The sequence below is a fragment of the Amycolatopsis sp. NPDC043885 genome, from assembly GCF_056435685.1.
This window is the reverse complement of record NZ_JBWKEA010000013.1, coordinates 39,669-65,428: the sequence shown is the minus strand read 5'-3', so window position 1 is coordinate 65,428 and position 25,760 is coordinate 39,669. Positions and strand designations below refer to the sequence as shown.

18 protein-coding genes and 2 pseudogenes are annotated in these 25,760 nt (G+C 66.2%); 5 read left to right on the top strand and 15 right to left on the bottom strand.

What is annotated here, in order from left to right; translation table 11 throughout:
- Positions 1 to 8 precede the first annotated feature (8 nt).
- The 5 genes from AC069I_RS30320 to AC069I_RS30300 all read right to left on the bottom strand — a co-directional run bounded on the left by AC069I_RS30320 (position 9) and on the right by AC069I_RS30300 (position 4,091).
- The gene (locus tag AC069I_RS30320; RefSeq protein WP_478233173.1) at positions 9 to 1,277 is read right to left on the bottom strand and encodes a glycosyltransferase; all 1,269 of its coding nucleotides are present in this window, start codon (positions 1,275 to 1,277) and stop codon (positions 9 to 11) included.
- A complete protein-coding gene (locus AC069I_RS30315; protein WP_478266962.1) occupies positions 1,274 to 1,885 on the bottom strand; it encodes a TetR/AcrR family transcriptional regulator in 612 nt (203 codons plus the stop codon). The genes AC069I_RS30320 and AC069I_RS30315 overlap by 4 nt, the downstream gene beginning before the upstream one ends.
- Positions 1,886 to 2,029: 144 nt before the next feature.
- Positions 2,030 to 2,827, bottom strand: coding sequence for an ABC transporter permease (locus tag AC069I_RS30310; RefSeq protein ID WP_478266961.1), 798 nt, complete (start codon positions 2,825 to 2,827; stop codon positions 2,030 to 2,032).
- Positions 2,827 to 3,750: an ABC transporter ATP-binding protein gene (locus AC069I_RS30305; RefSeq protein ID WP_478228091.1), complete on the bottom strand. Its 924-nt coding sequence runs from the start codon at positions 3,748 to 3,750 to the stop codon at positions 2,827 to 2,829. The genes AC069I_RS30310 and AC069I_RS30305 overlap by 1 nt, the downstream gene beginning before the upstream one ends.
- The gene (locus tag AC069I_RS30300) at positions 3,747 to 4,091 is read right to left on the bottom strand and encodes a hypothetical protein (RefSeq protein ID WP_478228092.1); all 345 of its coding nucleotides are present in this window, start codon (positions 4,089 to 4,091) and stop codon (positions 3,747 to 3,749) included. The genes AC069I_RS30305 and AC069I_RS30300 overlap by 4 nt, the downstream gene beginning before the upstream one ends.
- Before the next feature lie 66 nt (positions 4,092 to 4,157).
- On the opposite strand from AC069I_RS30300, the gene AC069I_RS30295 reads away from it, so the two are divergent.
- On the top strand, positions 4,158 to 4,376 hold the full coding sequence (locus tag AC069I_RS30295; protein ID WP_478267033.1) for a GntR family transcriptional regulator: 219 nt from the start codon (positions 4,158 to 4,160) through the stop codon (positions 4,374 to 4,376).
- 121 nt (positions 4,377 to 4,497) lie between these two features.
- Positions 4,498 to 4,746: pseudogene (locus AC069I_RS30290) on the top strand (carbonic anhydrase); the annotation flags it as partial.
- Here AC069I_RS30290 and AC069I_RS30285 read toward each other — a convergent pair.
- From AC069I_RS30285 to AC069I_RS30270, 4 genes are read right to left on the bottom strand one after another with little or no spacing between them, the layout of a single operon-like run.
- The gene (locus AC069I_RS30285; protein WP_478228094.1) at positions 4,727 to 5,386 is read right to left on the bottom strand and encodes a response regulator; all 660 of its coding nucleotides are present in this window, start codon (positions 5,384 to 5,386) and stop codon (positions 4,727 to 4,729) included. The pseudogene AC069I_RS30290 and the gene AC069I_RS30285 overlap by 20 nt on opposite strands.
- Positions 5,383 to 6,564, bottom strand: a complete 1,182-nt coding sequence (locus AC069I_RS30280) for a sensor histidine kinase (RefSeq protein ID WP_478228095.1) — start codon at positions 6,562 to 6,564, stop codon at positions 5,383 to 5,385. The genes AC069I_RS30285 and AC069I_RS30280 overlap by 4 nt, the downstream gene beginning before the upstream one ends.
- An 18-nt stretch (positions 6,565 to 6,582) precedes the next feature.
- Complete coding sequence (locus AC069I_RS30275; RefSeq protein ID WP_478228096.1) at positions 6,583 to 7,038, bottom strand: hypothetical protein; 456 nt, start codon at positions 7,036 to 7,038, stop codon at positions 6,583 to 6,585.
- A complete protein-coding gene (locus AC069I_RS30270) occupies positions 7,035 to 7,547 on the bottom strand; it encodes an anthrone oxygenase family protein (RefSeq protein ID WP_478228097.1) in 513 nt (170 codons plus the stop codon). Before AC069I_RS30270 ends, AC069I_RS30275 begins: the two co-directional genes overlap by 4 nt.
- A 219-nt stretch (positions 7,548 to 7,766) precedes the next feature.
- Here AC069I_RS30270 and AC069I_RS30265 point away from each other — a divergent pair.
- Positions 7,767 to 8,386, top strand: a pseudogene (locus AC069I_RS30265) (transposase); the annotation flags it as partial.
- 1,213 nt (positions 8,387 to 9,599) lie between these two features.
- Here AC069I_RS30265 and AC069I_RS30260 read toward each other — a convergent pair.
- Both AC069I_RS30260 and AC069I_RS30255 read right to left on the bottom strand, forming a co-directional pair.
- Positions 9,600 to 11,057, bottom strand: coding sequence for a trypsin-like serine protease (locus AC069I_RS30260; RefSeq protein WP_478266960.1), 1,458 nt, complete (start codon positions 11,055 to 11,057; stop codon positions 9,600 to 9,602).
- 32 nt (positions 11,058 to 11,089) lie between these two features.
- Positions 11,090 to 12,610 (bottom strand): S8 family serine peptidase, encoded by a 1,521-nt coding sequence (locus AC069I_RS30255; RefSeq protein WP_478228099.1) that lies wholly within the window; start codon positions 12,608 to 12,610, stop codon positions 11,090 to 11,092.
- Positions 12,611 to 12,879: 269 nt separating this feature from the next.
- On the opposite strand from AC069I_RS30255, the gene AC069I_RS30250 reads away from it, so the two are divergent.
- The gene (locus tag AC069I_RS30250; RefSeq protein ID WP_478266959.1) at positions 12,880 to 15,666 is read left to right on the top strand and encodes an ATP-binding protein; all 2,787 of its coding nucleotides are present in this window, start codon (positions 12,880 to 12,882) and stop codon (positions 15,664 to 15,666) included.
- Positions 15,667 to 15,959: 293 nt separating this feature from the next.
- Here AC069I_RS30250 and AC069I_RS30245 read toward each other — a convergent pair whose 3' ends face one another.
- Positions 15,960 to 16,304, bottom strand: coding sequence for a hypothetical protein (locus AC069I_RS30245; RefSeq protein WP_478266958.1), 345 nt, complete (start codon positions 16,302 to 16,304; stop codon positions 15,960 to 15,962).
- On the opposite strand from AC069I_RS30245, the gene AC069I_RS30240 reads away from it, so the two are divergent.
- On the top strand, positions 16,284 to 16,736 hold the full coding sequence (locus AC069I_RS30240; protein WP_478266957.1) for an IS5 family transposase: 453 nt from the start codon (positions 16,284 to 16,286) through the stop codon (positions 16,734 to 16,736). The genes AC069I_RS30245 and AC069I_RS30240 overlap by 21 nt on opposite strands.
- 474 nt (positions 16,737 to 17,210) lie before the next feature.
- Here AC069I_RS30240 and AC069I_RS30235 read toward each other — a convergent pair whose 3' ends face one another.
- The 3 genes from AC069I_RS30235 to AC069I_RS30225 all read right to left on the bottom strand — a co-directional run bounded on the left by AC069I_RS30235 (position 17,211) and on the right by AC069I_RS30225 (position 25,715).
- Positions 17,211 to 18,062, bottom strand: a complete 852-nt coding sequence (locus AC069I_RS30235; protein WP_478266956.1) for a polymorphic toxin-type HINT domain-containing protein — start codon at positions 18,060 to 18,062, stop codon at positions 17,211 to 17,213.
- Between the two features lie 89 nt (positions 18,063 to 18,151).
- On the bottom strand, positions 18,152 to 18,898 hold the full coding sequence (locus AC069I_RS30230; protein ID WP_478266955.1) for a barstar family protein: 747 nt from the start codon (positions 18,896 to 18,898) through the stop codon (positions 18,152 to 18,154).
- A gap of 94 nt (positions 18,899 to 18,992) precedes the next feature.
- Entirely contained in the window at positions 18,993 to 25,715 is a 6,723-nt protein-coding gene (locus AC069I_RS30225; RefSeq protein ID WP_478266954.1) for a polymorphic toxin-type HINT domain-containing protein, read from the bottom strand.
- Positions 25,716 to 25,760 lie beyond the last annotated feature (45 nt).

Here is a 25,760-nt window from a genome sequence, read left to right as displayed (position 1 = left end):
CTCGTCCGTCAAGTGACGCGCTCGATGGCGCTGACCGCGGCTTCCAAACCGTTCTCCTCCCGGATCTCCCGCCCCAGGAGTTCGGCTCGCTCTCGCATCCCGGCATCACCGGTGGCTTGCCGCAGCGCCGCGGCGAGCCGATCGGAGGTGAGGTGCTGCTGCCGGATCGGCGGCGGAGCGACGCCGGCGGCGTGCATGCAGCGCGCCCAGTACGGCTGGTCGGCGACGAACGGGCACACCACCTGCGGCCTGCCCGCCGCGAGAGCGGCGCCGGTGGTGCCGCCGCCACCGTGATGCACGACCGCGCTCACCCGCGGGAACAGCCAATCGTGTGGCGCGTGCTCGATCACCAGGACGTCATCGTCGCCGACGTCACCGTCGATCCCGCCCCAGCCGGTCGCGACCACCGCGCGAACCCCGGCCTGCCGGACAGCGTTCTCGACCACTTCCCGCGTGCGCCGCGCGTCTCGGCCCGCCATGCTGCCGAATCCGATGTAGACAGGAGCCGTCCCAGCGTCGAGAAACTCCTGCAAGCGCGCGGGTGGCGACCACGTCGGCGCGGCGGGGAGATACCAGAAGCCGGTGGTGCGCACCGAATCCGGCCAATCGCCGGCGGCGGCTGTCACATGCCGGCTGAATGCCTGCAGCACCGGCCGGTCGCGGCCTTCCTTGTCGTGGAACAGGTCGTGGCTCCCCCGGCGACGCGGGAGCCCGAGTTCGGTGGTGCGCCAGGTGGTGGTGATCCCCGCGTACGTGCGCAGGATCGCGGACACCGCGAGGTAGCTGGCACGATTGAGGACCTTCGGCAGCCGCGGCAACGGCACCATCGGGCAGGGGAATTCGGAGGTGGGAACCCAGCCGGGTTGCAGGGCGACGACCACCGACGGGACGCCGAGCATCTCGGCGGCATGCTGGGCCGCCACCCCGGTCGTGTGCACGACGACGTCCGCGCGGGACGCCTTCGCCGCCACGCCGACGTCATGCAGGACCGCCACCATCCACGGCTTGAGGCGTTGCGCCGTCCGCACGGCGGTGATCTTGCCTCGTAGACCCCGGTAGCCGTTCTCCATTGCCTCCTTCACCACCGGGTCGTCCATCAACCGGTTCGGCCCCTCGTCCAGCGGCGCGAACTCGATCCCGTGCTCCGCCGCGGCGTCCCCGAACGATCCTGGCGCGGCCAGCACCGCTTCATGCCCTCGCTCCCGCAGGGCCACCGCGAGCGCCAGCATCGGCTGGACGTCGCCACGGGTGCCATGGGTGACGAGCAACGCCCTCATCGTCCCGCCTCCTGCTCTCCGATGGCCGAGTAGGCCTTCAGCCAGCGGTCGTCGGCGAACAGGCCGTCGGTGAGCATCTCCAAACCGGCCCGGGCGCCGCGTACCGCCGTCACGGTCTCCGCGGCATCGCCGTCGAGCAAGCGCCCCACGTGATCCCCGAGCACCAACGGTGCCAACAGCCACGACACATAGACGACCGCGCGCGCCCGCTTGTCCGCCGCGGCGCGCACCCAGCCTTCGCGCTCTCCTTCAGCGAGCCACTCCTCGGTGTGCTCCACGATCTCGTCGAACAGGGCGGACGCGGCACTCGTACCGTCCAGGAACGCCCGCGCGAGATAACGCCGCACTGGAGTGGCGGCCCGCAAAGCCTCCGCCAGAGCGGCGGTGCCGTCGTCTCCTCCGGAGCGGATGGCTTCGAGCACGTGATCGTCACATGCCTGCCGCAATCCCTCCTTCGAGCCGAAGTGATGCAGCACCAGCCCCGGCGACACGCCGGCGTCGGCGGCGACAGCGCGCACCGACGTCCCAGGTACACCGTCGGCACCGAACCTCGCCAAGGCCACATCCCGGATCCGAGCCCGGGCGGTCAGATCAGACACTGAACGCATGATCAGAGCATTGAACACTCGTTCAGTCACTGTCAAGCACACGAGGAGAACCCTCACCGCCGATAGCCTGGACAGCTAGACCGGCGGGGACAATTCGAGCACCCTACGTCACCATGCTGTGACCGGCTTCGCCGTCTCGCCGGTTCACGTGACGTCCCTGCGCAGGGGCACGGCGACGGCAATCACAGCCGCGACGACGGCGTAACCGAGAAGCACGAGCGCCGCGGCCGGCGCTGACAGCAGTACTGCCGCGGCGCCCCCGGTCTGGCTCGCGGTGGCCTCGGCGAGGTAGGTGAAGCCGGTCAGCGCGGCGGAGGCACCGCCGGGCAGGTAGGGGTAGACGGCGTTGACGCCGGGAATCAGCAGTAGCGCGAACTCGCCGAGATAGAAGTAGGCCCCGACGACGACCAGCGCGGCCACTTGATTGCGGAGCAGCGCTCCGAAGGCGACACCGAGAACGGTGTACACCGTCATCGCTACCGCGACGCGGAGCAGCGTGACGACGATTTCCCCGGCAGGCAGGCCGAGTTCCACATTGCGAAGGACCGCGACGGCGAACAGTCCGGCTCCTGCACACAGAACCACGAGGAGCGCGTAGACCAACCCTGCGATCGCATGGACGACCAGCTTCGCTGCCAGCACGCTCCATCGCCTCGGCGCGAAGAGGTAGGTGGAGGTGATCGTCTGGTGCCGGTACTCGGCGGTCACGGCGCTGGTGCCCAGCAACGCGGGCACGAAGGCCAGAATCCCGAGCATCCCCAGCAGCAGCCGAGTGCCGTCCTCGGTCGTGAGGCCCGGCATCGGAGGCTGAAAGTTCTCCGGCCCGACGAGTGCAAGCAGAGCGATGAAGCCACCACTTACCACCGCGGCGACCAGCCCCCACAGCCAGAACTTCGTTGTGAGCAGGCGACGGACTTCGGCCGAGAGCAAAGAGCGCACCATCACCGGAGACCTCCGGATTCTTTCGTGGTCAAGGAAAGGAACACTTCTTCCAGGTTGATCCGCTGAGGTGTGAGCTCGTTGAGCGCGACACCATGCCGGAGGGCGATATCGGCGATGCGTGCCGTGGACAAGCCCTCGATCCGCGCAACCCCGTCCCCTACCGGCACACAGTGAAATCCTTGCCCGGTAACCATTTCGGCGGTCAACGCGACCGTGAGCCGGTCCAGGTCCGGCGTCCTGACCAGCACGCCCTGCCGCCGGCCTTGGGCGAGGTCGGCCATCTCGCCGGAGAACGCCAACGCGCCGTCACGGATCACGACGACCCGGTCCGCCATCTGCTCGATCTCGCCCAGCAGGTGACTGGACACCAGCGCGGCTCCACCTTGTGCGGCGAACTCGCGAACGAACCGCCGCAGCCAGGCGATGCCCTCGGGATCCAGCCCGTTGCCGGGTTCGTCGAGCAGCAGGACCCGCGGATCACCAAGCAGGGCGGTGGCCAGGCTGAGCCGTTGCCGCATTCCGGTCGATAGGCCACGGGTCTTCCGATCGGCGTACGACGCCGCACCGGTGCGTTCGAGGACTTCCACAACCCGGGAATCCGGGTAGCCGCCCATCCGCGCGTACACCCGCAAGTGGTCGCGGCCGGTACGAGCGGGATGGAAACCCGAGCGGTCGAGCAGGGCGCCGACCGTCCCGGCCGGACGCGGAAGTTCCCGATAGCGCGCACCGCCGATGGTCGCCGTGCCGGAGGTCGGCGTCACCAAGCCGAGGATCATCCGCATCGTGGTGGTCTTACCCGCACCGTTCGGCCCCAGGAAGCCGGTCACACAACCGGCTTCCACCACGAAACTCAGGTCGTCGACGGCCGTGACCGGCCCGAATCGCTTCGTCAGGTGGGTTACGCGGATCGCGGCCTCGGTCATGCCTTCACCTCGGCGCCCAACCGCTGAACGAGTTCAGCCGCGTCGGACGTGCTGAGAATCAGCTCACGGAACCGGGGATCGCCTTCGACCTCCACCCGCGGTGCGGGCAGTCCCTTCTGTATCGACACGAGCCGCCTGCCAGACCAGACGCCGACCTTCTGCACACCGGTCACCTCCACTCCCCTACGGGTTCCGTTGACCGCCCACAACGGCCGCCTGAGGAGCAGGACGTGTCGGATCGCCGTCAACGGGACCCGTACCTCGCTCCGCCGGCTGATCAACCGCTCCCATGAGGTCAGCCGGACGCTGAGCTCGCGGCCCTGAATCATCACCTGAGCCATGACACCTCCAGTACTATTTGTTCTATTAGATGTATAGCAGATAGACTAAGTGGTGTGCGGCTGACGATGAACCTCGACAGCGATGTGCCGATCCATCAGCAGATCCGGGACAGGGTCGTCGAGGCGATAGCCCGCGGTGAAGCGAAGGCAGGCGACGCCCTGCCTTCGACACGGCAACTCGCCGCCGATTTCGGGATCAACTTCCACACCGCGAACAAGGCCTACGACCTGTTGCGGCAGCAAGGAATCATCGGGACTCGAGTACCGGCATCGGACTCGGGCTGAGCGTCGCCAAGGGTTTCACCGAGGCGATGGGCGGCACGATCGACGTCGAGCACACCCGGCCTCTTCCTCGAAGACGCCATCGGCGTGGGCCCGGTACGCCACCGGCTCAGAAGAACGGGGCAGCATCGAGTACACCCTCAGCGTGCTCAAGTGCCCACTGGTCGTGGTCCTCGGCCACGACCAGTGCGGCGCGGTCGCCGCCACAGGCACCGCGCTCGCCGAAGGCCTCGGCACCGACGGCTTCGTCCGCGACGACATCGAACGCGCCACCCCAGCCACCTCCGGCGGCTTCTTCCCCATGACGTCAATGGCGACGGGAACCGCGCCGAGCATCGTGATCGCGAGTGGGCTCAGTGTGCTCCTGGGGTGATCAGCCCGGTCTCGTAGGCGATCGCGACGAGCCGCGCGCGATCGCGGGCGCCGAGCTTGCCGAGCAGGCGGCCGACGTGGGTACGCGCGGTGGCCGGGCTCATGTGCAGGCTTCGCCCGATCTCGGCGTTCGACTGGCCAGCCCCGACCTTGGCGAGGACCTCGCGTTCCCGTGCGGTGAGCCTGTCGAGCCGCTCGGCCGAGCCTCTGCGCGGGCTCGCCGCCGCGGCCCGCATGACCCGGCGTGTCACGGAAGGTGAGAGCAAGGCGTCGCCGCGGGCGACGATCCGCACGGCTCCGCGCAGGTCGTCCGGGCTTGTGTCCTTCAGCAGGAACCCGGCCGCGCCCGCCCTGATCGCGTCGAGGATGTGCTCGTCGGTGTCGAAAGTGGTGAGCACGACGACCTGCACCTGCCGCAGCTCCGGGTCCGCGACGATCCGGCGGGTCGCCGCGATGCCGTCTTCGGCCGGCATCCGGATGTCCATCAGCACGACATCCGGACGCTCCCGCGCGATGAGCACGATGCCTGCGGCGGCGTCGCCCGCTTCTCCGACGACGGTGATGTCGTCGGCACGTTCCAGCAGAGACCGGAGCCCCTCCCGGACCAGCGGCTGGTCGTCCACGAGCACCACGCGGATCACGCGCGTCCTCGCACGGGGATCCGGGCCTGGACCACGAACGATTCGCCGGGTCGGGATCGGACGTCCAAGTCGCCGCCGAGCAGGACCAGCCGCTCGCGCATGCCGGCGATACCCCAGCCCGTGGAGGTGTCAGCGGGCGCTTCGCTGCCGCGGCCGTTGTCGGTCACGCTGATTCCCACGGAGTCGTTGTCGTAGTCCAGTTCGATGAGCACGGTACTGGCATCGGCGTGCCTCAGCACATTGCTCAGCGCCTCCTGGATCAACCGGTAGGCGGTCACGTCCGCGATCGCGGGCAGCGAGACCGGTGTACCGATGGTGCGCACCCGTACCTCAAGTCCGGCGTCGGTGGCGGTGCCGACGAGAACGTCCAACCGGTCGAGCCCGGGCACCGGGGATTCGTGGGCTCCCTCGGGTTCGCGCAGGGCGTGCAGCGTCGCCCGCAGCTCCTCGCCCACGTTCCGGCACGCCGCCCGAGCCGCCGCGAGCGAACGTCTCGCCGTCTCGGGGTCGTCGGCCAAAGTCTCCCTCGCCACGTCGGTGTGCAGTGAGATCACCGATACCGTATGCGCCATGAGATCGTGCAGGTCCCGCGCGATCCGCACGCGCTCTTGCTCGACCCGGGCCGCCGCCTCACGCTCTCGCTCCATCTGGGCGGCCTGGGCTTGTTTGACCAGTTCGGCCCGCCAGCCACGCCGGGAACGAAGACTGTCGCCCAGCGCGATGACCGTCGCCATCAGCGCGGCCGACGTCGGCACCTCCAGGCCGAGCACGAAACCGAGGTCGTCACCCTGGCCGACCCGCATCCCAGTGGAGATGGCCAGCAACCCCGCGGCAGTGCCGACGGCCCAGTACAGCCGGCCGTACTCGGTGGCCGAGAACAGTGCCGCGGCCACCGGCACGGCGAGACCGATCGGCGGGTAGGACAGCATGTAGTAGCCCAGCAGAGCGACTGCCGTGACGAGCAGCGTCGCGACCGGCCAGCGTCGACGCACCATCATCAACGAGCCGAACAACGCTCCGAACAAATAGGCGGCGAGACCCGGCGAGGACGGGCCGCCCACGTTCGCGGCGATAGCCGTGCCGACCGCGACCAGCACGAGTATGCCGAGACCGAGATCGACGAGGAACCGCCGTCTGCCGTCGGGGCCAGCCTCCCCTGTGGACTGTCCGATGGCCACGATCCTGCCCCTTCCGGTTCACTTCCGTTGGCGTAGTCCCGAAACCATCTTGGCCAACAGCCATCCGACGGCACCGCTCGCCGCGCCGGTGAGCATCCCGGTGAACAGACTGCTGCCGAACGCGAAGATCCGCAGCACCACTGCCTCCGTGGACGGCGGCAGTGTGCCGGTCAGGTTGCCGCCAAGACTCGGTGGCCCACCGGGGAATGCCTCGGTCCACAACAACTGGTGGGTGATGCCGAGCAGGACACCGTGGACCAAGCCCACCATGAGTAAGGTGAGGAACGGATTCGGCACCCGGCGCCACAGCACGATCGCGAGCCAGATGGCGAGCGGCACGAACACCAGCAGCGCGTTGCCCACCGGCCCCACCAGGCCGAGGTCGTGCGCGACCACCCTGGGTACGCCGAGAGCGGCGAGGCCGAGGATTCCCGGCAGGGAGATGCCGAGTGAGGGAAGATCCCTGCCCTTCACGCCTGACCTCCGCAAAGCGAGCGCGCCTGGTGGTAGCGCAGGAAACCGATGAAGGCCAGCGTCGCGGTGACCGCGCTGAACGTGAGCCGGAACCAGTGACCGGTCTCGAACTCGACCGCCGTCTGACGGAGGAACTCCACGGAATGCACAGCGAGCCCCTCCTCGAACATGATGTCGTTACGTGGCCAGAAATAGAACACAGAGAACAGAAATTCGCCGACCACCAGGGTCGCGAGGCTCCCGGTGATCCACCACCTCGCCTGCCGTGACCGGCGAAATAGCAGCAGGGTGACCACGGCCGCCACCACGGTGGCCGCGCCCATCGGAGGGAAGAAGTCGGCCGGTCCGGTGACCACGAAGAATTCCATTGACTTGGCCAAGGACGCTGGGGCGTCGTGGAAGACGTTCGGATAGATGACTATGGTTTCGACCGCGATACCTCCGAAAGCCACCATGGCTATCCAGACATAGGCGCCCGAAACGGCAAGGTAAATGCCATTGTGTCGCACGTGCTTCTCCGCTCGACGGGAAAGGAACCACTACCTCGTCGAAAGTATGTCCCTCCTCGGCTACTCACATCCGCATGCGGTCTCCATCCGAGTACGTAAATCGACGTAGTGACAACGACCAGAGCTCAGGTATTCGGATCCCGGCGGCGGTAGCCGATGCACCGAGCAATGCGGCGATCGGCGAGGTGTCCGTACGGTGTGAGGTAGGTCAGCCAGAGAGTGTTGCTCTTGCTCTACCCGCACGGCTTGTCCTCGGAGGACTTCGTGCCCGCTGAGGCAGTTCCTTGGCTCGACGAAAGGTCTGTCGGGACCGGTGGTCACGAAGCTGACCGAGCAGTGGATGTCCGAGCAGCGCGCGTTCTGCGAGCGCAACCTGTCCACTGTGGACTTCGTGTATCTGTGGGCGGACGGGATCCACGTCAACATCCGCCTGGAGGAACAGAAGCTGTGCCCGCTGGTGATGATCGGGATGCACACTGACGGCCGCAAGGAACCCGGAACGCTCGGGTTCTGGAGCACGCTGCGTGAGGTTTCCCCCGAGACGTGGGAACAGCGGTGCTGGTTCCACAAGATCGCCAACGTCCTCACGGCATTGCCCAAGTCCGCGCGTCCCGGGGTGAAGAAGGTCCTCGCCGAGATCTTGGAACGCCGAAGACCGCCGCCTCGCCCTCGATGCGGTGAAGGCGTTCGACGCCGCCTACGGCGCCAAGTTCCCCAAGGCCGTCGCCAAGATCACCGATGACGTTGAGGAGCTACTGGCGTTCTATGGCTACCCTGCCGAGCACTGGATCCAACTGCGCATCACGAACCCGATCGAGTCGACCTTTGCCACCGTGCGGCACCCGCGCAAGCGGGGTTGGTCCCGCGTAGGCGAACTTCACCAGCAGAGGTGCCGGTCGTCACTGCGCGAGCGGGGTTGGTCCCTGCGTGGACTGGACGACGGGCGGGTTCTGCGCGTCGTCCCCGCGCGAGCGGGGTTGGTCCCCGCGTCGTCGCGTTCCGGGAACCGGCGCCTTCGTCGTCCCCGCGCGAGCGGGGTTGGTCCCGAGGTGATGTCGAGCGCCAGCTCCTCCACGCCCGACCCGTCCGGCAGTACCCGGCCGACGCGACTTTGTCGAGGCTGCTCCCGCCCAACCCAGCGACCCCTGGGTCAGGCTGCCTCCAGCTTCACCCCGCCGCTACGACGACGGAGCGATGGACGGTCTTCCACCTCCATCCGCAACAACAGCGCCTCGTGGCGCACCCGAACCCGAACAGGAACGTCAGCCCGACCACGATCCCCACCATCGTGCTCACCGCCGACACAACCGGATCGCGCCGCTCCCCACCGTCATCGTCCACACCACCCGACAACGCAGCCCTTCAAGACGGCTGGACCAGTCGGCAGGGTCCGGTATCCGCGAGCCCGAGACGAGCCCGAGAGGCCCGAAACAGTCCGACTCCAGGCGACACACCCCGACACAGCGGATGCCTCGCGACCAGACGAAAAGGTCTTGTTCGACATCACTCGACACCATCCGACACGCCCAGGTGCCGACCCTTAACCAGCGGGTTCGGGGTTCGAGTCCCTGATGTCGCACAGTAAGAAACCAAAGCCCACCTCCAGGATTTCTCCGCAAAGAGGATCTTGCCGGTGGGCTTTGATCTTGGGCGGGTCCGGATGAGGCCGTACCTGCCACCCCTTTCATTTCTCGGCCTTCTTGCCTAGGCTGCTGCCTCATTTCCCTAGCGCTATGAGCCAAGCAGGGCACACACCCGCGGCCAGCGACAGCCTGGCCTTCCTCGATCGCGGCCAGTGCGTCCCCGCACCGGCCCAAATCACCGAAATCGGCTAAGAGATTACTTATCGAGCTGACGACGGCCGTCCCTCGAATGCCGATGGCCTACCCGGATGCCGGTCAAACCGGTCGGGCCAGGTATGACCAGGTCCTGCTCGCGTCTGCCCGTGTCGACCGATCGGCCGTCGGCACCCTGTTCGCACCGAGGGACCGTCACTTACCGGGGCCGTGGAGCCCGTGACCGTATGGTGGTCATGGGCTCCACAGGGTCAGCTCATTGGACGGTGAGACTGTATTCGGCGGTACCGGTTTTCCCGGTGCTGTCGGTGGCGGTGATGATGATCTTGTAGGTGCCGCGCTGGAACGGGGCGGCGATGGACACGCGTGATGTACCGCCCGGGGCGACAGTGGCTGGCTGGAACATCGGGTTCAGCGTAAGGCCTGTCGCGGTGAGGGTGCTGTTGCCCGTTCCTCCGGCGACGGTGACGGTCGCATTGACGAACGAGCCGGATGTCACCGTTCCCGCACCGGGAGAGACAGTCGGCTTGGGACCTTCCGTGGTACCACCGTCACCGACGGTCAGGGTGTAGTCGGCGGACTTGGTGCCGGACGAGCCTTTCGCCGTGACGGTGATCCGGTGTGTGCCTTTTGGAGTGCTCGCCGCGGTCTCCACGGTGAGTTTGGCGACGTCGCCGGAGTTAAGGGACGCGCCGGGCTGGAACGTGGCCGTCGCGCCGGCGGGCAGGCCGGTGGCGGCCAAGTCGACCTTTTCGGGTCCCGCGTCGCCGGCCTTGGTCACGACGGAGGTCGAGATGTACTTGCCGGGCTCGGTTTTGCCCGCCGCCGGGCTGAGGGAGACGCCGAACTTCCCGTCACCGGGCTGAGTGCCGCCGATCTCGCCGCGGGCCCAGTCGCCCATCTCGTTGGTGAGCCGGGCCATGATGCTGTAGCGGTCGCATCCGCTTGAGCCCCACGAGACGACGCCGACGATCACGCCGTCCACGATGAACGGCCCGCCGCTGTCGCCGGAGCAGGTCGCGGTGCGCCCGTCGTTGTACCCGACGCACACCATGAGGTCAGGGTTCACCCGCACGTTGAACACCTGGCAGGCGTTCGCGTCGTTGACCGGCATCGTGGTCTTGTACAGCGTGCCGGATCCACCGCCGGCCGAGGTGCGTCCGTAGCCGACCGCGGTGCCCGACTTCCCCGGTGCGGTCAGCTCGGCGTCACCCGACCCGGCCACCTTGGCCCACTGGTTCTCCGGGACGGGAAGGTCGGTCTCGGTGGTGATCACCGCGACGTCGTAGCCGGTCTGCCAGGAGTTCGGGCCGGTGTAGCGGGGGTGCACTTTGTAGGAGGCGACAGGGGTGCGGAAGGTTTCGTCGCCTGGGGTGTTCAGGTCGTCGTCGCCGTAGAGGTAGCTCTTCGCACCGCCGACGTCGATCATGCAATGCGCCGCGGTGATGATCTTGCGTTTGCCGACGACGGAAGCGGTGCAGGACTGACCCTGTGGGCCGCCGCCACCCGCTCGCAGGCCCGCGATGATGTAAGGGTTCTCCCGCACGGTCGTGCGTTGCCCGTTGACCACCCGGGCTCCCATGTCCGGGGGCCGCAGCTGATCGGTGGGTATCGCGGCGGTGGCGGGGTGTTCTGCGTTCGCCGTCCCGATGGCGGGCAGAGTGATCACGGCCAGTGCCATGACGGCGGCTGTGACAAGACGTGCTGTTCTCATCGTGCTCCTTGGTTCGCAGGGGGCGTTCCGGATCAGAACGTGACCGACCAGCCGGTCAGGGTGCCGGTGTCGAAGCGGTGGATGTCGCGCACTTGAAGCTTCCAGGTGCCGTTGGCGTTCTCGCCGGAGGCGTTCACGGTGAAGGTCTGGTGCACACCGCCGGCGTCGCCGATTCCCCCCGCTCGTTTGAGGGGCCACGTGGCCCCGCTCGGTCCGATCAGGTCGATCGCCAGATCCGCCGAGTAGGTATGGTCGATGTCCGCCCGTACGGCCAGTTCCGCTGAAACGTTGCCGTCGCAACCGCTCTGGGTCACGGCGCTGCCCACGGTCGTCCCGTCGTCGGGGATGGACACATCCTCGTCATTGGACTTGACACCGCACTTGGGCGGCGTGCCGCCGCCGATGAATCCGGTGTAGAGCAACGCGTCCGGCGAGCCGGCGCCGGGATCGGTCACCAGCCCCGGTGTGGCGTTGCGGACGAGCGCGTCGCGTACTTGCTGCGGTGTCGCGCCGGGATTCGCGGCTAGGTACAGCGCCGCCGCACCCGCACCGTGTGGCGAGGCCATCGAGGTGCCGCTGCCGGTACGGAAGCCGCCGGTGTGGTCGGTGGAATAGATGTTGCCGCCCGGGGCGAACAGGTCGACGCACTTCCCGTAGTTCCCGCTACGGCCGCCGCCCTGGTTGATCCAGCCGACGGTCAACGCTTCGGGGGTACGGCCAGGGCTGGCCGTACAAGCGTCCTGGCCGTTGTTGCCCGCGGCTACCGCAACCACAAAACCCTTGTCCACTAACGCTTTCACTTGGGCGTCTCCGACGCCCACGGTGTCCATGACCAGGCTCAGGTTGACCACGGCCGGTTTGACCCCGTTGGCGGCCACCCATTCCAGTCCGCTGACGGTCGCCGAGTCCGGTCCGGAACCGCCACAGCCCAGCGAGCGAACCGCGACCACCTTGGCCTTCTTGGCAACGCCGACGGTTTTGCCCGCGATGGTGCCCGCTACGTGGGAGCCGTGCCAGAAGCAGTCGCTCGCGTCGTTGTCGTTGTCGATGAAGTCGCGGCCGTGCGCGGCCCGGCCTTCGAATTCGGTATGCCGAATACCGACGCCGGAGTCGACGACATACGCGGTGACCCCCTCGCCGGCGTTGGGGTAGACGTACTTCTTGTCCAAGACCTTCGTGCGCTGGTCGATCTGGTCCAGCCCCCACGACGGCGGGTTCGGCTGCTCTCCGGCGGCACGGGCGACGCCGTCCTGATGCACCGTCCGCACCGCCGGGTCGGCGGCCAGGCGCCGGGCCTGCCGCTCGCTCAGGTCTCGGACCGAGAACCCGTTCAGAGTCAGCGCGTAGGTGTCGACCACCGCACCGCCGTAGCGCTGGGTCAACGAGGCGGCCCCACCCTGAGCGGCCGCCTGCGCGCCGTCCCGGAGGACCACTATGTAGCGACCGGCAATGGGTTGCCGGGCTTGCACGACGTCGCTTTCGGGTGTCGCGGCCGACGCGGCGGGGCTCACCGCCACCAGTGCGGCCGCGATGCCGAACAGACCTAACGTCATCCGGGCCTTTTGCATCTCTCCTCCATTTCCCGTGTGCGCCTGGCGCACCGCTTCACCATTCGGCGCGGGCGGAGGGGAAACAATCGTGGTGAGACCCCGGAGGGGTACGGCATTACCGTGATCAGGGTTACGTGGTGGCGCCGGTCCGAAGTATCGTTGCGGCCTCCTGGAACCGGTGTGACCAGCGCGAGGTGACAATGGACGGAGAGAGGGCACGTCCGCCGAGGTTCGGCACGGGTTCTGTGTCGACGCGCGGACGATCCACGCCGATGGTCGGCCGGACCGCGGAACTGGCCGCCCTGTTGGACGTCGTCACCTGCCCGCCCGCGGTGGCGTTCCTGGAGGGCGAGGCGGGGACCGGAAAGACCGCCTTGATCGGCGCCCTCGCGACGGCGGTGCGCGGCAGGAATCTGTGGATGGCCGTCGGTACCTGTCAGCCGCTGGACGAACCCTTCCCCTATGGCCCGTTACTCGACTGTCTCGGGCGAGCTGGGGACAGGATGGGCCATCCCGATCCGGTGACCGGCGCACTTCGCGGACACCTGCCGGAACTCGCCGATCTCCTGCCTCCGGCACCGCCACCCCTGGACCTCCCGGAGGCCGAGCGCCATCGGATGTTCCGTGCGGTCTGCGCGCTGGTGCGCGCGCTCGGGCAGGCCGTGCTCGTCGTCGAAGACGTGCACTGGGCGGACGAAGACACCCGTCAGGTGCTGAGATTTCTGCTCGCCGATCCGCCGCCCGGTCTGTCCCTGGTCATGACCTATCGGCGTGAGGATCTCCCCGGTGATGCCCCGCTGGAGCCGGTCGTGCACCCGCCGTCCGAGGTCGCCACCGCGCATCTGGGACTACGCCCCTTCGAGGAGCCGGACGTACGGGCACTGACCGAAGCCGTGACGGGTGGCGTCGTTTCGGAGTCGTTCACGACCGCGGTTCTGCACGCGACCGGCGGAATTCCTTTCATGGTCGCGGAAACGGTCCGTGCGCTGCGTGACCGGCTCGTGGACACCCGGATCGAGGGGGTGGCGGCGAGTCGGGTCCTGGCCGCCGTCGATGTGCCTGTCCTGGTGACGGAGTCGGTGCTCGAACGACTGCACCGGCTGATCGAACCGGAGCGCGCGGTCGCCGAGGCGGCGGCCGTGGTGGGCGAGGCGGCACCGGCGGAGATCCTCGCCGCGGTCGCGGGGTCTACCGGAGTGCAGCCGGTGGTGAACTTGGTGCGCTCCGGTGTGCTGTCGGAAGGCCCGCCGAACCGGTACGGTCTCCGGCACGACATGGCGCGGAGGGCGGTGTACGCGGCCTTGCCGGGACCGCGGCGGCGGGAGCTGCACGGCGCCGCGGTACGCGTGCTGGCCGACGTGGCCGGGTGGCCGGTCGCGCGGCTCGCCAGGCACTGCGCCGAGGCCGGCATGCCGGAAGAGTGGTTGCGATACAGCGAAAGCGCCGCGGACGCCGCGGCCGAGGCGAAGGACATGTCCATCGCGGTGGGCGTGCTCTCCCGAGTGGTCTCCGACCGCGACGTACCCGCCGAGGACTTGAACCGGCTGGCCACGAAACTCTGTGGTTACGCGCTGGCCGGGCTGCCTGACGCTGACGTGATCATGCGCTTCGAGGCGCTGCAGTCAGACCCCAGATTGACCGCCGACGTGCGCGGCGAGGTGCGCCTGTGCTTCGGCACCCTGCTGGTGCGCGAGTCCATGCTGGACCGCGGCTGTGCCGAAATCACCCATGCGTTGGAGCTTCTCGGCGACCAGCCCGAGCGCATCGCGTCCGGTATGGCCCTGCTCTCCGTGCCATACCTTGACATCGCCACCGTAGCCGACCACCGGACCTGGCTTCTGCGGGTAGAGGACCTGCTCGACCAGTTGCCGCAGCGCCCTGCGCGCACAGCGGTCCTGGCGACGGTGCTCGGGGGGCAGCTCATCGTCGGTGACCCGGTCGTCTGGGACCGGATCACCCTGCTGCCCGCGCTCAACGACATCGACGACCCCACTGAGCTCAGGCACCTCGCCCGAGCCCACGCCAACCTGGCCGACGCGTGCTCGTGGACCGGCCGGGACCGGCAGGGACGAACGTTCCTGAACACCGGGTTGGCGATGGCCTCACGGGCGGGCGCCGATTATGTGGTGGCGACGGCCGAAGCCACCGCGGCCCGGCTGGATTGGCTCGCGGGCGAGTGGTCAGGTCTGGCTGAGCGGGTACAAGCCCTGATCAATGCCTATGCCCATCTGCCACACATCGCGAACGAACTAAACCTGGTCATCGGCTGGCTGGCCGCCGCACGCGGCGACTGGCTGACCGCCGAGCACGCATTCCACGCCGCACTGGACATTCACCCGACGGCGGTGATCCCGGTGGCGGTGGCCGCGGCGGGAGGGATGGCCGCCATGCTGCTCAGCCGGGACGACGCCGCAGCTCGCGGTCACGCGGAGCGCGGGCTTGCCCTCCTCCGCGCGAAGGGCTCCTGGGCATGGACCGCCGAGATAGTCCCCCAGGCTGTCGCGTGCTATCTCGCCGACGACGAGACCGGTGCCGCGCGGCAGCTCGTCGCGGAGGCCGAGGAGGAGCTGGTCGGAATCGACGTGCCCTCGGCGCGGATTGCGCTCACGGTGTGCCAGGCACAGGTTGCCGCCGCGGCGGGAGATCACGACGACGCGGAGCAGTACTACCGTGACGCGCAGCTGAGATACCAGGAACTCGGGCAGCGCTACCGCGCCGCTCAGTGCGCCGACCGAGCCGCTCGCAGCACCGGCGCCGATCCCGCGGTGTTCCGTGAGCTGGCCGTCACGTTCGACGCCCTGGGCGCCACCGTCGACGCTGCCCGCTGCCGTCACCACATCCGCAGCACCGGCACTGTCATACCTTCCGTCCGTGGCCGCCGCAGCTACGGCACGCAGCTGTCGCCGCGCGAACACGATGTCGCACGTCTGCTGGCGAACGGCCACACCAACCGGGAGATCGCTCAAGCCCTGTTCATCTCACGGCGCACCGTCGAGGACCACGTCGCCAACGTACTCCGCAAACTCGACGCGTCCTCCCGGCGCGATGTCCGACTCTGAACCCGCTGGGAGTCATCGTCATCATCGACGAAGTCGGCTGCATCCCGTTCGACCAGGACACAGCGAACCTGTTCTTCCAGCTCGTCCTCCCGCTCCACGGCCGACCGTCGGAGCGCGCAGACGCAGCGGCGACGTCGTTCCGCAGCCCTGCGAACCTCTACCCCGCACGCCGGGTTGCTCGTGATCAGGCAGCACCTGCAGTCCGACAGCACCATCAGAGTGCCCGGCACGAGCCGCCCCACCCGGTCGTCTTCGGCAACTCGCCCTTCCTCAGGGTGATCATGCTCGGCGATTCACAAGGATTTGCCCGGTTCGCGCAGGACGAGAACCACTCGATCAACCCAATCGCTGTCGTTGACGAACACCTCGACCCGCCGGGAAACGCCGGTCAGCCGCACGCGCAAGCATGCGGTTCCGTCAGAGTCATGCGCCTTGGCTTCCCCTGATCGCACATGCAGCACCCCTTCGAACTTCCGCACCAGCTCAGAAGCGGCGAATTCGGGAACATGGTCATGGTAAACATCCACGCGAACCGGACCGTCGACATCAGCCTGCACTGCCACATAAAGCGAATCATCATCCAAGTGAAACGTCTCGTTGGCGGCGTCCCAGGAATCATGGCCGGCCCGACTGGACACGTCCTCGAGCGTGGCGGTATCCCGGTGTCGGTGGTCATCTCCGCGGCCAACCGCAACGACCACCTGGAGTTCGAGAAGGTGGTCGATGCGGTCGCGCCGGTCACCGGACTGGCCGGACGTCCCCGGCGGCGTCGCCCGGACAAGCTGCACGCGGACAAGGGCTACGACTACGCGACCTGCCGAAAGACGCTGCGTCGGCGGGGCATCGCCGCCCGGATCGCCTGCCGGGGTATCGAGTCGGCCAAACGGCTGGGGCGCCACCGCTACGTCATCGAACGGACCCTGGAGTGGGTTTCCCGGTTCCGTCGGCTGGCACGCCGCTACGAGCGCAAGGCTGCCCACTTCCTGGGTTTCACCCAACTGGCCTGCGCGGTGATCTGCTACCGCCGAGCCGTCAAGCTGGATCTCCTGACCCACAACAACCCCAAATGAGACACGGTCTTATCTACAGTCCCATGGCGGATGTCGCCTCGCCGCCTGCGGACTGAGAGCGCCAGGTCGCAGTGTGCTCATTACACAGATGTTACAAGGAACTACTCAGAAGCACGATATCTACCAGCTCAGCCGACTCAATGTCGTCGACGTCGATCCGAACGTGACCTTCTCCCCTGAATTCCATACGAACAGTTTGATTCGGATCACTGATCACCAGAACTTTCCTGGACTCCGAGAATTTTCCGTCAAAAATTGAATTACCCAACCGGCCCTCCGGCTCACCACTCCAAATCTTGACAGTGACCAGTCCCTCGACCATGAAACGCGTCGCGAAGATGATGGAACTCCCCACGACTTGAACCGGACTCTGCTCCGGTTCCCACCCACTGTGATCAGACTCCGCTGAGACGTCCTTGAGAATCAGGCAGCCATGTTCCAGTGGCGCCATGAATGACCTGATTATTTCGCCCACTATTTCACCCACTCCTGCTTCACGGAATTTACCGCTCCACCTTGCTTGCGCGCACACTTAGCACAATAAGGAAAGGCCGTCTGAGGCGCACCAGGCGGTAGGAGTTTTGTCGGCGGCTGATGGCCCGGAATCCATGCTCCACTCTTCAGGCCAGAATTTCGCGTTCCGCAAGAATGACAACCCCACTTGTCTCCCGCCTCATTGATGAGACCCCTAACACCAGGAGCGTCGCGCGCGTGCGGCCCTACCTCTAGTAGTTCACACCTCTCCTGCGCATTATGGTTCAAAACCGCCGGACCTTCGGCATCCACATAGTACGTGTGGTCAGTGTCGATGGTGAGGTTGTGGACACGAGCTGGCGCGCCCCAGACCCGAGTGGCGGTGACCTGCACCGAGGTCCCAGAGCTGGTCTGCAGCCGCGAACCCGACACAAGCTCCTTCGCCGGTACCCATTTGCGCTGCTCGGGGAGCCAGAAGGGGTGACCATCGGTGGCTACGATCGGGGCACTACCGGCGACACTGATCTCGACCAGGCGCTTCTGGCCCTGACCGATGATCGTCGCCACGACCTTCCGGGCCGTGGTCTTACCGGTCTCCGGATCCGTCGCCTGGACCTGATCGTCGAGCTTCAGCTGTTCGATCGGACGGCGACTGCCATCAGCCATGACCACCAGCGTGCCCGTGCCGGTCGCAGCGTAACCGAACTCGTCCTTCGACGTCCCCTGCGGCCCAGTTGCTTCGCGATCGTCGGGCGTGGGGCTAACCTCAAAGGTACTGACATTGACGCTCATGGCCGCAGTGCCCTTGGTCCCCCAACAACCACGGCAACCCGCCACCAGCACATCGGCCATACTGCCAGTAGAGCGTGTCGAAGTTCCTGATCACGGTCGCCCAAGAACCAGCTTATCTTCTGGTGAATCAACACCTCTACCTGTCGACGTCAGATAACAACAGTCACCCCAAATTCGCGCATGAGTTCCACTATCGACTCCACAAACGAATTGCCTAGCATATTTCGAGAAAAGATGAAATGTTGCCAGACAACCTCCTTGATCCGCACCCTCTCACAAGCGGAAGAAATGCAGTCTGCGAGCGCGTCCAGATTCGACCCGAAATACCCCGCAGGACCGTAGATCGCCTCACCTAGCGCACAATAGAACGCCGACCTCGTAAGAATATCTAGTCCGTCCAGCCGTACTACGCCATCAAATTTACGACTTGTCCCAGATCTTCCAGAGGCAAACCAAGAGTTCTGAACGACATGCAACCAGGCACTTTGATAGCTCGCATCGCCTCGACGCCACTCACCCTTGAGCAGGGCAACATCAGAGGCCCAGCGTCGCCAAATTGCAGCAGCCTCAGGATATTCACATCGATTACCAAAGACGCTATATGCAACCTTTGCAAACTGTCCACCTGCGTCATAGCTATACGCATCACTGCGAGCTACGCGTCCGACGAAATATTCGCCAATCTTTTCCTGTCGATAGTTCATAACCTCCAGAACTGCATCATCGACTCGATGCCTGCCTGTTGCAACCTCATGGACACCGAGGAATTCGACTTCCGCCGCTTCATCATTCGGCGAACCCACGAAGAAGCCCGTCACCTCCTCAGCGGTAACCAAAATCTTTCGAGATTCTTCCTCGACTACCACGTAAAGCGGACAAATCGCCTGACCTGTCATTGCAAGTTGACCAACTTATCCCATCGATTCGATTCCCGTACAGCAATCTTTAATCCGCCTCCGCTAACTAATCGGACGTAATCGGACGATGTTACTACTTCCATCCAGAGTCTGGAAAATGGGGTGCTCCAAAGCGTTGAATCTTCTGATAGTGCGTAGACGTCCACCCCAGAGCCTTGCCACCTCCTGGCAGCTCTTTCTCCAAAATTCTGTCGGTCTCCGGCCGCCCGGGAACACGGTACTCTTTCGCCCCTGCCCACCAGGGTTGTTCCCTACCTTGATAGGTGTCGTGTGATGTCAGCCGTCCCGCTTTTACGTCGTCGTACGCCGAAGCGATCTTGTTGTTCATCCCCCGCGGCAGCGGATCTGAGAGCCGCCCATTTGGGCACTCGCTGTTGCTGTTGTGAACGAGGACCGAAGTGTCTCCGGCGAGGACATAGTACGTGTGGTCGGTGTTGATGGTGAGGTTGTGGACCCGTGCGGGCGCGTCCCAGACCCGGGTGGCGGTGACCTGCACCGAGGTGCCGGTGCTGGTCTGCAGCTGCGAACCCGACACAAGCTCCTTCGCCGGTACCCATCGGCGCTGCTCGGGGAGCCAGAAGGGGTGTTCGTCGGTGGCCACGATCGGCGCGCCACCGGCGACACTGATCTCGACCAGGCGTTTCTGGCCCTGCCCGATGATCGTCGCAACAACCTTCCGGGCCGTGGTTTTACCGGTCTCGGGATCGGTCGCCAAGACTTGATCGTCGAGTTTCAGCTGCTCGATCGGGCGACGACTGCCGTCCGCCATCACGACCAGAGTGCCCGGCACGAAGCTGTTGCACGTCGTCTTGGACAACCGCTCCTCGGCCTCTTGCACCCGCCGCAGATCAGCCTGCGCCTTGTCTCGCTTCCGGATCCACGCCAAGGTGTCCTGGAACGCGTTGACGATCTTGTCGACGATCTTCCCGCCTTTGAGGATCTTTCCCCACGGCAGCGCGGTCAGAACTTCCAGGCCGCACTGCAACAGACTGAAATCCTTGATGCAGTGGTCGACGATCCCCTTGACACCCACGATCTCCTGCAGGATGTCGCCACCCGCCTGGATCGCGATATCCATCCAGCCCCGCTTGTCCGCGGCGGCCTTCTTCGCCTCCTCGTACTCCGCCTGACTCAACCCGGCGTCTTTGACCGCTTGATCCTTCTGGCTTCCGCCGCCGCCACCGCTGTTGAGCATCATCGACCAAGGCGAGTCGATCCAGACCCGGTAGACGAAGGTCTGCACCACCCAGTAGACGAATGAGACCAGCATCAACATGGGGAAGAAAAGGCCGAGGAAGAACATCTTCCAGGCGAACCCGATATGCGCGGTCTGTTTGGCGACCTTGACGGTCTTCCAGTAGAGGCCGCTCGGGTCGGAGTTGGTCGCCGGCGCGTTGTTGGCGTAGGCATAGCCGTTCATCTGCTGCGGGTCGTCGGTGTCGAGCACCGGGTCCGGGGAGATGAACCGGCCGGTCTCGGGGTCGTACTGGCGCGCGCCGAGGTTGGTGAGCCCGGATTCGTCCTTCGCCCCGCCGACGAAGCCCTTGTCGTCCGGCCAGGTCTTCGATTCCTCACCACGCGGATTGCCGAAGGCGTCCTGCCGCCGCTGACTGACCGCGAGAGTGCTCGCATTGACGCTCATGGCCGCCGTGCCCTGGTGATCCCCGAGCAGCCACGACAACCCGCCGCCCGCACCGGAGGTCCTGACCGCGACGGCGGAGCCGCCGTGGTCGTAGTACCGGCGACCGGTCAACTCCTGAGTGACGGGCTTCAGCACCAGCTCCATCCCGTCGAGATAGAGCGTGGTGCTTCCTGGCTCGCGTTTGATCAACCGCCCGCCGTCGGCGTCGTAAAGGTAGGTCGACGTACGGCCGTCCGCCTCGGTGACCTTCTCGGTGCGGCCGAGCGGGTCCCAGTCCAGTTTCTGTGTCGACCCGGAGATGTTCCGGGTCGTCATGTTGCCGGTCGTGTCGTAGCCGAACTCGTCCTTCGACGTCCCCTGAGGGCCGGTTTGCGTCACCGATCGCAGGGTGTGGGGCTGAGTTCCGTTCTGGCCGCCGTAGGCATACGTGCGGGTGACGTCGCCATCGAGCCGGTGGTCGACGTCGGAAGTCCGGTTACCCGCCTTGTCGTAGGCATACTCGTGCCAGTACGGCGCGGCACCCCCCATGGCGGCGAGCGATGGCTGGACCGCGCAGTCCCCGCTCTTCGGAGTGAAGGCACTGGTCATGCGCTTGAGATAGTCGTAGGCGAAACACTGGGTATCGCCCACGGCCCCGGGCGGGGTGTCGGCGATCTTGGTGACGTTGCCCGAAGGGTCGTAGCCGTAGCTCCGCTTGGCGAGGTAGGTGCCGCCTTCGAGGTTGCGCTGGACGTCGACACCGGCGAGCCGCCGGGTGCCCTCCTCGTAGAACATCGAGGTGTAGACCGTCTTGGCGCCGGAGCCCATGGTGAGCCGCAGCGTCTCGCCGTACTTGGAGTAGAGGTGCTCCGGCACATAGGTGTCGATACCGAAGGTCTCGGTCGGAAGCCCCAGTTCGTTGTACCGGTGGTTGATGATCTCCGCGTCGAGTCCGCCGGCCGCGGGCTGGGTCTGAGTCGCGACCCGTCCGGTGTTCGGCTCGTAGGAAGTCCTGAAGGTATAGGTACCGGTGAGTTTTCCTTCGCCTTCCGGGATGACGACCTTGGTCATCGTCGGCCGGTTCGCCGAGTCGTACGCGCCGACCTGCTTGGTGTAGGCCTTGCCGTCGATCCACCTGGTCGACGAGTCGACGAGCCCCTTCTTCAGGCCGTCGTAGCTCCATGTCGCCGTCTTGACCTCTGCTTGGCCCGGTGCCCGTGTCTCATAGCTCGCGACCTTGCGGCCGAGCAGGTCGTACTCGGAGCGGGTCACCGCACCGCGTGAATCGGTGACGGTTTCCAGCTGGTCGAGTGCGGTGTAGGTGTAGCGGGTCGTCCCGCGGTCCGGATCGTGGTCGGCGACCCGACGGCCGAGCTGGTCATGCTCGTAGCTCCACTGAGCGCCGTCCGGGCCGGTGACCGACGTCGTCAGGCCACGAACGTCATGGACGTACTTGGTGGAGTCGTAATCGCTGGTCGCCTGCCGCCCGTGATGCTGGCGCTTTTCGACCGCGCGGCCGTGCACGTCGCGGATCACCGTCGTCGTGGTACCGCCCTCGGGCGGAATGACCGTGACTCGATCGGCTTCGTACGACGACGAGGTCTGCCACTGCTTGACACCGAGTTTGTGGTAGGCCACCTCGGTTTCGCGCTGGAGCGCGTCGAACACGGTGCGCGTCTGGTTCGGCACCGCGTTGTCGAGTACGCCGAGGAGAGCTTTCTCGGGCTCCTTCTCGTTGTAGTAGGCGCCATTGACCTTGTGCTTGAGACCGCGGGAATCGTAGAACCAGTCAGTCAGGACGCGGCCGCCGGCGACAGCCGACAACTGGGCTTGCCGCTCGCGCAGCAGTCCGTCGTAGAGCGTGTACGAGGTCGTGTACTTGCCATCCTCCCGAAGAACTCGAGTGGTGACGACGGTCGGCCCGTCGGTCCGGTATTCGTAGTCGAACTCGCTGCTCGGCGTTCGTCCGTCCACCTTGGACCGTCCCGGGGCCCAGGTCCGGACGACACGACCGAGCGGGTCGTAGTCGATGTCGGCCCGCTCACCGCTGATGCCGACGTCGGTCGTGGTGAGAGCCCACGCAGGGTCCATGGTGGTGACCGAGGTGAAGCCGAGCGGATCCTTTTTGGTCACTGTCCGGACCCCGAATTCGGGACCGGGGCTGTAGGTCGTGGTGACCTTGTGGCCCTGAGCGTTCACCACCTCGACCGGGCGGCCCAGCGCGTCGTAGGTGGTGCCCTGCGTCAGCTGCCAGCCCGTGCCGGTCCACCTTTCGGTGGCGGTCAGGTTGCCCTTTGCCGGAATCGCCTCGAACGCCTGGCCGTCATAACTCGAGCGGACGTGGGCGACGACGTCCTTGGGCGCGCCCTCTCCTGCCGCGCAGGGCAGGGCGACGGTGCGAACGGTCGAGGGCCTGGTCAGGATCCAGGCATCCTTGTTGGCGACATAGGTCGTTCGAGAGCAGGTTTCATCGCCGGTGACGCCGGTGTCTCCGGCGTCCTCGACCTGGATGACGTTCCCGTGGTCGTCGAAAGAGTTGGTCACCTTGGTGCGCCGCCACGAACCATCACCGAGCAACGTCCGCCCCCGGACGGTGGCGATGTTGGTCATGAACGCCTTGTCCTCGCCCGCGGTCGCGGTCGGGCCGCGGAGCCATGGTTCCTTGACGGATGCCGACACGATCTTGTCGCCGTCGTAGGAGAGGCTTTCCAGGCTGAACCCGGCGAGTGCTTCGGAGTCGGTTACCTTGCCTCCCTCCGAGTCGGCGACCTCGACCGTGCGCTTCTTGCCATCCGGCAGGCGATCGCCGTCCATGCCGCGCAGGAATCGCTCGGCCGTGACGGTTTGCGTCTTTCCCGGCTCCCCGGCGATGGTGCGGACTTCACCGAAGCCACGCCATTGGGACCAGGTGCGGTGCTTCATCTCGGTGAATTCGGCATCGTCGAAGTGCCAGGCGGCGCCGCCCTGGTACTGGTACTCGGTCTTCTTCAGTTCCGAGCCGCCGGTCCGGTCGTCTTCCGTCACCGCGGTGACGACGTACTTGTGGAACCAGCCGAGTACGGCTTCATAGCCGAATTCGGGGAGCCACCAGCTGGGGAAGCACCGCATGGTGTTCGTTTCCGGGTTGGCGGGCATCGCCGAACCGGTCACACATTCGCGGTCGGAGTACTTGACCTCCGTGATGCCACCGGCTTCGTTCTGGACTCGTTCGATGCGGTAACGGGTGATCGGCGGCAGCCCGTCGTTGGCTTCCACCCGGTTCGGCATCGATCGGCCGTGGAACACCATCTCCGGCAACACGGCCGTGCCTCCGGCCAGACCGGTGTGCGTGATCCCCGCCAGCCACAACGCCGGAGACAGCCCGTCACCGGTGTCGGGGAACTGGTGCCGCAACGTCCACGCGTCCACGTCACGCCACTGCGCCGGGCCAGTGACGTCGTCGCGGCGGATCTGGGTCAGCACCTTCACCAGCCGCTTACGGCTGAAGAACGCGGGCGAGGTGCGCCCGTCGCATTTCTCGCCCGGCTTGCAGATCCGGTCGAAAGGCACATCAGGCCAGGACTTCGCGGTGTCCTTGGTCAGCTGATCGGGGTTGCACGCGAACGTGCTGGTCGGCAGACACCGTTCCGCGGTGTCGAACCACACCCGCGACGGTGCCGGGGCGAACAGCGCACCCGCCCGCAGACCGTATTCGATACGGCGGACGAAACCGGCCGCGACATAGGAGGTCTGCTTGTCCGCGGACTGGTCCCGGCCGTAGAAGTTCGTTTCACGGTCGTAGTAGTAGGTGGTCGCGTTGCCGTTGGGATCGACGACGTAGTCGAGGTTCCACCGGTACGCCTGCTGGCACCAGGAGTCACCGAAGGCGGCTTTCGCGCAGGGTTCACCCGCGTTGTTGCCGAAGACCGGAACCGTGAACGCCGAGCCGGTCTCGGGTTTGCCCTCTGTCCAGCCGGGAAGCCGGTTGAGGCCGAGGAAGTACTGGGTGCCGTTGCTGCTGGTGACCTTCCAGTGTTCACCATCGTCGTCCCCGTTGGTCGCACCGGTCAATCGTTCGATCCGCGATCCGTCATCGTTCTTGGGCCGCCACGCACCGGTCTTCTCGTCCTTGACAAGCTCGGCCGACACGCCGTTGAGATGCATGATCGCGTTGTCCGTGGCCCAGCACAGGTCACCGGTCTTCCGATCCCCCTGACTGCCACCGAGATCATCAGCGCAAGCCTTGTAACGCCGCTCGATGAACCCGCCGGCGGAAAGCTCCCACCCATCACCCGGGGCGGCGGCCTGGTTGTTGGTGGCGCTCGTCCGGCCGTCGATCGTGCCCGAGGAATACCCGAGTCCGAGCTTCGGCGCGACACCCGCGGTCGGCGGCGGGACCCGGAGCGGGACAGAGTAGGTGAAGTCACCGCTGGAGCCACCGGCCGACCATTGCCCGGCAGGCGACAACCCGGTCGCCTCGAACGACCCACCGGCACCGGAGGGGGCGGCGGTCGCGGCAAGGACCATCCTCGATGCCCCGGCCTGGTCTTTCTCCTTGCTGGGCAGGGTGATCTTCCCGGTGAGGGTGCGCGCCTTGGTGTTGTTGTCCGTCTTCAACGGCTGCCCGGAACGGCATTCCGGTTTGTCCGGTGTGGTGATGGCGCATTCAGGCAAGACGGCGAGCTTGAGGCGGGAGCCGTAGTCACCGCCGAAAGCGTTGGCGAAATCGCGATAGTCGACCTGCACCGACATCGCCTTGCCCGCGGCGCCGCCGGCATCGTCCACGGCCACGACCAAACCCGTGACCCCGGCCTTCCCGGCCAGGGCCTGGTCATAGGTCTGAACCTTGACCTTCACCGGCGCGGCTGCAGCACCTCTGGCTTCGACGGCCGGCGCCTCGACGGCGACCGACACCGGCAGCGTCCCGGCGCGCTGGAAAGCGGCGGACGGTTTCGCCGACCGTGCCGTCGCTCCATTCGAGAGTTCGACATCCGCGGATGCCGCTCCGGGCCACCTCGGCTCGGCTGGTGTCTTCGCCGCCGCGTCGACCTCGTTCGCCGGTATCGGCCGGGCCGGAACCGGCTTGCCGGGCACGGACTTCTCCTGTTGCAGCGAGGGCAACTGGACGAAGCTCGGATCAGCGGCGGCCGCAGGCAGCGCCTGCGTCGTGGTGGCGACCATGACCACTGACAACACGAAGGCGATCGCGACCGCAAAACGTCCTCTGGACAAACCTGGCTC